Annotated in this window: 5 protein-coding genes; all 5 read right to left on the bottom strand. The window is 42.7% G+C overall.

Annotation, left to right across the window (positions count from 1 at the left end; genetic code table 11):
• Positions 1-170 precede the first annotated feature (170 nt).
• The gene (locus V7D75_RS00855; RefSeq protein ID WP_333613021.1) at positions 171-884 is read right to left on the bottom strand and encodes a DarT1-associated NADAR antitoxin family protein; all 714 of its coding nucleotides are present in this window, start codon (positions 882-884) and stop codon (positions 171-173) included.
• A gap of 142 nt (positions 885-1,026) precedes the next feature.
• On the bottom strand, positions 1,027-2,196 hold the full coding sequence (locus tag V7D75_RS00850; protein ID WP_333613018.1) for an HlyD family efflux transporter periplasmic adaptor subunit: 1,170 nt from the start codon (positions 2,194-2,196) through the stop codon (positions 1,027-1,029).
• 2 nt (positions 2,197-2,198) lie between these two features.
• On the bottom strand, positions 2,199-4,433 hold the full coding sequence (locus V7D75_RS00845) for a type I secretion system permease/ATPase (RefSeq protein WP_333613017.1): 2,235 nt from the start codon (positions 4,431-4,433) through the stop codon (positions 2,199-2,201).
• A gap of 92 nt (positions 4,434-4,525) precedes the next feature.
• Positions 4,526-5,821: a TolC family protein gene (locus tag V7D75_RS00840; protein ID WP_333613016.1), complete on the bottom strand. Its 1,296-nt coding sequence runs from the start codon at positions 5,819-5,821 to the stop codon at positions 4,526-4,528.
• A gap of 224 nt (positions 5,822-6,045) precedes the next feature.
• Positions 6,046-10,246: BapA/Bap/LapF family large adhesin (locus tag V7D75_RS00835; protein WP_333613015.1), on the bottom strand; the 4,201-nt coding region annotated here is incomplete at its 5' end.

Here is a 10,246-nt window from a genome sequence, read left to right as displayed (position 1 = left end):
TGTTATCGCCTAAAACGCCTGCCCAGCTGCGTAAAGAGTTGCTGTAAGTACTGGCTATGAATTAGAAATAAAACCTCCACGCTAAAACAAAAAGCACCAAGCCATGCAAGCTCGGTGCTTTTTTTATACTTAACTGTCTTTATGTTCAAAAACTTAATTAAAAACACCCATCACAACAAACCATTTTCCAGAAGTTTAGCCGTATTACTGACTTTAAAGTCATGGTATAAATCATAAAACACAATCGGGTCTTCAACGCCATCAAGCAAGCCACGTTTATTGAGCGCGACAAACATCGCTAGCGAATAGGCCGCACAATGGATAGATTTTTTGGGATTAAACTCACGATCGGTAAAGGCCTGATACTGCATAACCTCTTCATGCAGCTGAGGATTTTGCTTGAGCGCATTGACATACAGCCAATCATAAAACGCAGTCAATGGCTCAAGGCTCCACTCCATGCCAAAATAATCATAGCCAATCAGCTCATCAGAGGTTGTTAAACGCTCGTCTTTTTTGGCCTGTCTTGGTGCGACGGTCAGTAAGTCAAGATACGGCCCACCATTCTCGAACACTTTACTGGCTTGCAAAGCATTTTCGACACTATAGGCTTGACCGTCATGCTCATTGGTAATTTTTAAGCTTAATGGACTGAGCGGGAAACTGAGTTTATTGCCAGATTTGCTAGACAGCTCTAAAATATGGCTAAAGCCATATTTTTTGCGAATCACTTGATGCATATCATTGATGGATTTTTTCTTTTGTCTACTGGCAAACCCCACGTGGCGCTCAAACCTCACCATATCCGTTTTGACCAAATTGTCACTATTGACTCTAGGCATAAATACCGGCTGATGCTCTACCGCGTTTGGCGTTTGTTCCATAGGATTCTGTCTTTGTTGCATTGTAATACGCCTTATATCAATAAATATATCAATGATCTTGTATAAACTTTCCGTTAAAAACAGTTAGTATAGTGTTTTATTAATACCTAAAACGATAGTTAACTTTTCACCATCTTCCAACTTAACGTTCCCCCATTCCTTCTGACAGTGTTTTAGTAAGAGGTTTGGTTAGATAAGATAAGACTGTACGTTTCATCGCTTTAATATCGACAGAAGCTGTCATTCCTGGTTTGATGACTATCTCATCTTCACGCTCTTTGTATTCGGCGCCAGTAATCACAACCAAGACTCGATAATAAGGCTCTTCTCCTTTAGGGGTTTTTTCAATTAAGGTATCTGGACTGATATAACTCACTGTGCCTTCCATCGCCCCAAAAATTGAATAGTCATAAGCATCTAACTTGACCGTAGCGTCTTGACCTTCTTTAACATAAGCAATATCAGCAGGATTAACCTTTGCATCTATAACCAAGTCACTACTTGTCGGTAAAATTTGTAAAATCACTTCCCCAGGCTTAACAACGCCACCGATAGTAGTCACATTGATGTTTTTTATTTTACCATCAGTAGGCGCCATTAAACGTTTTTCTTCTAATACTTGAACCCTATCTCGTAGTTGTTCAAGCTCAGTATCAAGCTCTTCTTGCGCTTTAGTCATCTCTGCTTGCGCTTCTTCAAAATACTTATTACGCTTATTATTAATCTGAGCATCGATCTCAGCGACTTGGCGACGTAGTTTAATCACATCTGCTTGGCTGACATCGCCATATTCTAATAACGGCTCATTCATACTCAGCTCATTTTTTGCTAACACGAGCATAGCTTGAAGCGATGATACTTCTTCATTAATAGCTTGGCGACGACGATTGTATAACGCTCTCTGATTTTGGACGTATTCTGGATAATTTTTGATATCCTCAGTAAATACAAGAGGTTTATCAAAAATCTCAGCATTGAGCCGAGCCAGCTTTGCTTTAAGAGCAGCGATTTTGGAGGCGGAGTTATCTACGGCAGCTTTGGCGCGCTCTTCTTCTAAAACAACGAGCAAATCGCCCGCTTTCACTTCTTGACCTTCAACCACTGCAAGCTGCGTTAAAACACCACCTTCTGAAGCTTGAATCTCTTGAGTTCGAGCACTGGCAATCACTGTGGCCTTAGCACGAGTGACCTGATCAATTTTGGCAAACGACGCCCATATAATCAGAATAATTATACCCACCAAAGCAATCCAAATACTCAATCGTGATCGGCCAACTTTTAGCTGCGTGGGTGTATATTTGTATTCTGACATACTTACTGACCTTGGGTATTTAACAGATTTTTGGGCTTAGCAAGGTTATTTTTAACGGCTTTATTTGTGGCCTGAGCGGACGACTTTTTCGCTTGTTCATTATTCCTTAGCTCTTCAAGGACAGCTTGTTTTGGACCATCGATAATGATGCGTTGATTGTCCATAATAATAATCCTATCCACCAGCTCTAGGAGCGCGGTTTTGTGCGTAGACACAATAAAGGTTTGACCGTCTGTTAACTCCTGCTTTAACACGCGTAAGCAGTGCTGCTCTTGTCTATTGTCCATTGCAGCCGTTGGTTCATCGAGCAAAAACACATTGGGCCGAGTTAGTAGTAAGCGCGTAAAAGCAACCAGCTGTTTTTGTCCTCCTGACAGCCCCCGTCCGCCTTCACTAATCGGTAAGTCTAGCCCACTTGAATGGCTAGAAACGAGGTTGATTAATCCTGTTTTTATCAACGCTTCTTGTAACACATCATCGTCAGGCGCTGGCATTCCTATCAATAAATTTTCTCTTAGCGTCCCTTGAAACAATCGATGATCTTGTTGCGAATACCCCAAACGCTCACTTAAGGTTTCGCGGCTTATTTGGTGTATATCTAGACTATCTAACAATACTCGTCCTTTGGTTGGGGCATACAATCCTGCCAGTACCTTAAGCAAAGTAGATTTGCCTGACCCTATTGGTCCTAGTATCGCGATACGCTCTCCTGAACGAATGGTGAGTTTGTTGATATTGATGGCAGGTCTGTCATTGTCTTGATAATTAAATACCAAGTTATCGCACTGATAAAAGCCTTTTATCCGGCTAGGAGATAAAGGATAAGCAACGTCATGGTTATCTTGCTCCAACGCAAACAGGGTTTCGATATTTAACTTAGCTGCTTTGGCATGAGAGTATTGCACGAGTAAATTAGGCAGTGCCATGACCGGTGCCAACACTCTTCCGCCCAATATAGAGCACGCAATCAACCCGCCCATTGTCATGTCGCCTTTCATGACCACAAATGAGCCTATGATCACGATACCGACATAGCTAACCTGCTGGAGCATTTGGGTAAAATACGTTAAATTATCATTAGCATGCTTCATGTCCAAATCGTTTTTGACCGTGACATTCATAACATCAAGCCAGCGTGATAAAAACTTCCAATTACCCGCGCCCGCTTTTATGGTCTCCACGCCCTCAACTGCTTCTACCAATAGCCCCGTCTTATAATAAGACGCCGTCGCCCCTTCGGCTGCGATGGCATCAATACGCTTGCGAGCTGATAGCCCCATTATTATGGCAATGACCGCGGCGATGATAGGAACGAGTGCGACAAAGGGTGAACCAATAAACGCTATTAAGATGATAAAAATAATGGTCATCGGTAAATCAACCAAGCCAAATAAAGTGCTGGCCGTAAAAAAACTTCGAACTTGCTCATAGCCTCGTAGCTGAGCTGCCATAGAACCTACCGAGCCTGGCATCTGGTCTATACGAACTTTTAGCAATCGCTGAAAAACTTCACGAGACAGATATTGATCAAGACCGACAACCACCTTGTCCATAATTCTTGAACGTGAAAACTTCATAAACGCTTCAAAGAGAATGACTAAAAATACGCCACTGGCTAAAATAATCAACGTATATTCACTACGTGTCGGAATCACCCGATCGTAAACTTGCATCGAAAATAATGACACCGCAAGGGCCAACATATTAATTAAAAAAGTAGCGATAATGGCTTCAAACAGTATGCCTTTGTAATTTCCCAAATCGGACTTGAGTAAATCAGAAAAAGAAGCATTACGCTGTTTAATATGATCGTCCTTTAAGCGAATCCTTAAAACTAACGCTAGCTCATCACGATGCGTGTAAACGTGATTATTCTCTTGTCGAAAATTCCAAGTTTTTTGTGGGGTCTGGCTGTCAATAACGCCCCAGCCTATGTCTTGCCGATACGCTAGCAAGGGCAAAAAAGCGGCGTCTGGTTGCTCTAATATCTCTGGCATGTCTTTTATGCCAATACCTTTTAGAACAGCAACCACGTCTTCTAACTTAGAGTGATTAAGCGAGGTGTGTTGATGAGTCACATCGTTCAGACGTATATTATCTATCGGATATCCTTGTTGGCTGAGTAAGTGCCTAATCGCATCTATTAGCGACTTACTTACATCAGTTTGATCAAGACTAAGCTGTTGGTCGCCTTGATGACTAGCGGTATTATCTGTCGGTTGCAAATGTGGAGTCATACTCATCGCTTATTTAATATTTAAAATAGTCTGATCTCACTCTAATCCATCTCTAACTTATAACTCAGATTGTGATTCGAGTTTATCTCATGTTACTTACTTATCCATTCTTTTACAGAATCTGTTGGCCGAAACAGCGTCATCGGTTTGCGATTATGAGAAAACTCTTGCCATGGCATGATGCCAAAATCGACTTGTAACTTATAAAATGCGCCAAGCAAATCTGCTCGCGTTTGTAATAACTGAACCTGATAGTCGTTATGCTCACGAACCGCATTTAATACTTCCAGCCATGATTTACGTCCAGCGATAAATTGACGGCGATAGGAGCCAACGACAATCTGGGCGCCAGCCACAGCGGCAACCAGTGAAGTCTCTCTATCCTTGGCACTGACAAATTGCTGATACTGTACTTGGATATTTTCTATCACATTACGACGGGCAGCTTCTTGGGTCTGCATCAGACTATTGACCTGCGCTTGTGATGCTCGAGCCAACGCTAAGTTTGAGAATCCAGCGCCAGGTGTATAGCTTAATCCCAAAGAGAACGTGCCATCATTCTCACGGTCTTCGTGGTAGTAATCATGTTCATATTGCGCATAAACAGTAGGATATCTTGCTGCTTTTTGAGCTTCGACGCCTTGCTTAGCAGATTCAATTTGAAAATGCTCTTTAACAACCGTAGGATTATAAAAACTGGCTTGTTCAAACACCATCTTTTCAAAATTTCTAGATTGCTGCTTGGCCTGATTGACAAGCTCCTTAATATTGGGAGCTCTCACTACGCTGACTTGAGACAATCGCTGCCCAGTAATCTGCTCAATTCTAGCGGCCGCAATACGCTGCTGCTCAACCGCTGCTTGATAAGCAGTCTGCTCTTGCAAAATACGATTGGTCACTAAGTCAAGCTCAATACGAGCGGAGACGCCTTGATTGACGCGTCGCTGCATCATGGCTTCAAAGTTATTGAGCTCTTTTAAGTTTTCAGCATGAAGGTCTTGTTTTGCGATAGCTTGAATATAACTTTGCCAAGCATCAATCGTCGTTTTGGCTACCAAGTTTTGTTGTTCGTAAATGTGCTCAACCGCTGCTTTATCATCAAATATGGCTTGATTGACATCTGCTGTTAATTTGCCACCTGTCCATAAAGGCTGACCGATGGCGATTTGTGAGACAAAATCGTTGTCTCTATCGTATCCCGAACTTACACTTGGTGTTGGTAATAAATTAAGCTTAGCCGCATTAATACCTTCTGTAGTCGCTTGCTGATTGGCTTTGGCTGATCCTACTAAAGGATGGGTTTGAATGGCTTGGGTAATCAAGCTATCAACTTGTAAGCTATTGATAGCTGCTTGCGCCGTCACCGAAAGATACAGACAAATAGTCAAACACAGGGTTCGAAGGCATAGCATCCAGCTATAAGATGCGTCACGTTGGCTAAGCAGATTTTTCATATTAAATTTATGTAGGTGACTGTATAAAATTGATTTAAAGATAGAAATGATTCAAAGCGACAATCGTTTTGAAAGCCAATTGACTTTTAACATTAAGAATAAAAAAGAGCGTAAAAAACGCTTCTCAAACGAGAAGCGTTTTTAAGGCTGTGAAAACACTAGATAACATGGGCCATGTCTGTATCAATATAAAACTGAGAAGATAAACTACTATCTATTTGCCAAGCATTGTGTGCTTGCTCCGAACCATCCATGGATATGTGTTCTTTACCAGCCCAGTCACTGCTTTGTAGATCAGCGGTACCATCACTTGCTTCGGCTGCTAACGTAGTGATACCAGAACCACTGATATCAATTACTTCTGGTTCAAGGAGATCAGATAAGCTGATGTTTTGAGCTTCTTGAGCCAAGTCGAAATCAACAAACGCTTCATCTAGCCCTACTAGCGGTGAGTCAAAACTGCTATCGACCAGGCTAATGGTATCCTCACCAATGGCACCAATACTAAAGGTAGATATTCCTGCCGTGTCTGCTTGCCACTCGATACTGCCCAACAATGTATCCAAATCGGTGGCTGTTACTTCTAATAGTGCTTCAAACTCAGAATTACCATTGCGGTCGACCATGAGAACGCCATTTTCATAAGCAAGATAGTTATTGATGATACTTGCCGTCTGATTACCATCAAGCAATCCTGAAATATCAATTTTGTCACCTTGGGCGGCATCAAAGTCAGTCCAAGTATCAAGGCCATTGTTACCACTGCCGCCTTCTGAACCGCCTAAGTTAGTAAATATGACAGTATCAGCCCTCGCTCCCATGGTAAAGCTATCATCAGCGGCAGAACTGATCGCCGTATCATCGTAAATAGAGGCGGCGATATTTTTGCCGACGTTAATTTCTAAGGTAGCGGTTTCTTTGACGCCCGTTACAGAGATCGTTTCGTAAGTAAAGTTTTCAACACCGAATTCCTTGCCATTCGGTACATAGCTGTAACTGCCGTCTTTATTAACGGTCAAAGTGCCATACAAGCCTTCAATATCGATCGATTTTGCGCCTTGGTTTGGGTCACTGATAAAGACTGACTTACTGCCCACTTTCAGTTCAGCGATATTGCCTATGCCTGCGTCATTTTCAAGCAGCAAGCCCTCTACCGGAGCGATATCAGAAGCCATGTATTCATCTAAATGGAATGACTTGGTGGTAAATTCAGAACCATTAATCCTTAAATGCCCAAGGCCCGCTACTCGTTTAATTTCAATGGTATAGTTGCCAGGCGCTAGGTTATCGATAGTGACGTCCAAAGATCTAGAAACATTACCCTTATTTGTCGAGACAACTTCGCCAGTATCTTTATCAATAATTGAATACTCCAATCTGGTGCCAATGGTAGTGGTATCGACTTTTAGGGTCGCACTGGTCAATGTATCCTCAGCAACCGTAAAATCTCGAGAAATATTTTTAGTTGCCGCTGATACACCATTGATGATCTTATCTGACGTTTCAAGGTTTTGCTCGCTGACTTTAAGGGCATTAAAATCATCAACCGCAGTATGCGTGCCGATTTTGATATTTAAGGTTTCAACAGCAGCTTTACCATCTGCGTCCTGAGTTACCAGTCTGAATGAGTCAACTTCACCATAGGGCGGTTTCCAGGCAGGTTCAGTGGCGTTACTGCTTACGCTATAAGTGTAGTTGCCATTTGCATCGATTGTCAGCTGTCCGTACTGACCCTGAACAGTCATGGTGGCGTCTGATGTGATATGCTCCTCACCAACTTTAAGTATTACAGTGTCTGCATCTGGGGTAGCATCTCCTGTGATCTCGCCCATAAACTCGGAGGGTTGGTCATAATCATAGATTATATCGCGATCTACATATAAGCCATTGCCGCTGAGCACGCCTACGCCGCCTGCGGTTAATAAAACTGCTTTATAATCTCCTTCGCCAAACTGTAAAGTCAAAGGATTTGATTTACCTCCTAGGAATGGCGCGTTAAACCAGTTTTTCTCAAAGTGTACTTGCACATATTGTCCAGTATCTTCGTCAAGCTTGTAAACGGCCATGCTATACGTTTTTGCAAGCTCTACCCCACCAGCGCTGCCGTGCACGGTAAGCTCACGAACTTGATTGTCACCAACAGTAAATTCAAGTGGTGGCTTACCTCCTAACAGCTCAAGATCCAACACTGATGACGAGCCAAAGCTTAAATCAAGGACCCCAAAGCCAACGGCATCTTTAATTTCAGAGTTCGTGGTGTCTAAGATGACAGTTGGTTCAATATCGACTACTAAGCTTTCATCAATCTTAATCTGCTTGTCCGCAGGAAGAATGTTTAACTGAATATTAAGCTCAGCAGAAGCGGTATTACCGTCAGGTGATGTAATCGTATAAGTGAAGCTTTCTTCACTACCATACGGCCCGCGGAAGTCTTCATTGACACTATACTCGTAGCTACCATCAGGCGAGATAGTTAAGGTGCCATATTGCCCTTGAACGATTGTATTACTTGATTCGACCTCTTGTATACCATCAGGTGAGGTAATAGAGGTAACCGTGGTACCACTTGGCAATTCATCATAGCTAAAGCTCGAGTCATCATCCGCTAAAATATTGCCTGTCACTGAACCACTGATCGCTGTTGCTTCGGAATAGTCTAAAACGACATCTTTTTCAAATTCGAGCGTATAGCCTGTTAATGCTGAGATACCCTCCCCTCCTGACATCACAAATAACCATTGTCCTTCATCTAAGCTAAAGTCCGTATCCTTAGACACACCACCAAGTAAATAAGACACCACCCAGTTTTCTTTGACTTCCTGTAGCTCCCATTCATTTGTGGACTCATTCAATTTATATAAGCTTAAATCCATGGTACCAGCAACTTGAATACCGCCTGCGTTGCCTTTAACGGTTACTTCTCGGACTTGATCTTCACCCACTTCAAGCACCACTGAGTTTTTAACGACATCAGCGGCAACGCCTGCACCAAGGACAGGACCTAAACTTGCACCAACAACGGTAAACCCTGTCTTATTCAAGTCTGATGGTGTTTCATTGACTATCTCTAATGGCGTAGCATCTAATTGGAAATCAACAAAATTGTCAGCCGCTGCGATGATTTCATCTGTGTTGACGTTATAGTTTTTGGTGGTATTTACAATGCCAGTATTACCGGCTTTGTCTGTCGCAACGACACTAACTTCAATGGTTTTATCAGAGTCTGCCACGAGCTCAGTACCTGGAACCTCAACACTAAATTTACCAGCGAAATCTACGGCACCTGCATAGTCGATACCATTGACCTTTATCGTTACAGCATCGCCTTCACTATAATCGCGAGAAACGGTGCCTGTAATCGCGATATTACCTTCAGCTTCTATAGCATTGATAATGTTATCAGCCGTTATATTATCAACGATAATCTCAGTAGTATTTTTATCAGGAGCAACGGTATCAATAGTAATCATCGCGCTAGTAAAATCTGAGCTGACTGTAGATGTTGCCGTCAGGGTTTCTGCCCCTTCTCCCATCGCAGCCACTTGCGCTGAATCAACATTAATACTCCATCTGTTATCAAGGCCTACCTTAGCAGTACCAATAGTAGCGCCTGCTTGGTTAGTTAATGTGATGGTATCGCCTACCGTACCAGTACCTGTTACATTAAAACCAGTATCCGCTTCTTCAGCATTAACCATGTTGTCACCTGCAATCGGTGAAGTAATGGTTAATTTATCAGCGGGAACAATGGTAATATCGGCGGTCTCAGAACTAACGTTACCTGCTAGATCATTAGCAGTAATCTTCAAAGTTTCTAGCCCTAGGTCCATGTTATTGACATCTTCTTGAGTGACCGCAATAGACCATTTACCGTTATCGCCAACTTTAACAGTGCCAATTGGATCGCCTGATCCATTGGTTAAGGTAATCTTATCACCAGCAGTACCGGTACCTGTCACATTAAAACCTTCGACAGCTTCGACAGCATTGACAATGTCATCACCTGCGATTGGCTTATCGACTGTTAGTAATGCAACAGTATCTACAGTGATATCAAATGCGGTGCTTGGTGCACTACTGTTACCCGCTTTGTCTATGACAATAGCCACGATACTATAGTCACCGTCAGCGGTGATGCCATTTAGGTCATTGGGTATCGTAACTTCTGAGAGGCCAGCTGTGGCTTCAGTGTCAGTGACAACGTGAGTGATCTGTATTGGTGTGCCACCACCCGCTGGGATCACGGTTAGAGTAATGCTATCCCCGTCTAAGGTGCCTGTAGGCAATGTGATTTGGGTTTGAATGCCACCGGCAATCTCATCAGCGTTAACACCGTTCTCAGCTTCGGGTATGGCTATG

Source organism: Psychrobacter sp. (genome assembly GCF_036731945.1).
GTDB lineage: Bacteria > Pseudomonadota > Gammaproteobacteria > Pseudomonadales > Moraxellaceae > Psychrobacter.
The sequence above is the reverse complement of the archived record's forward strand: the minus strand, read 5'-3'. Positions and strand labels throughout refer to the sequence as shown.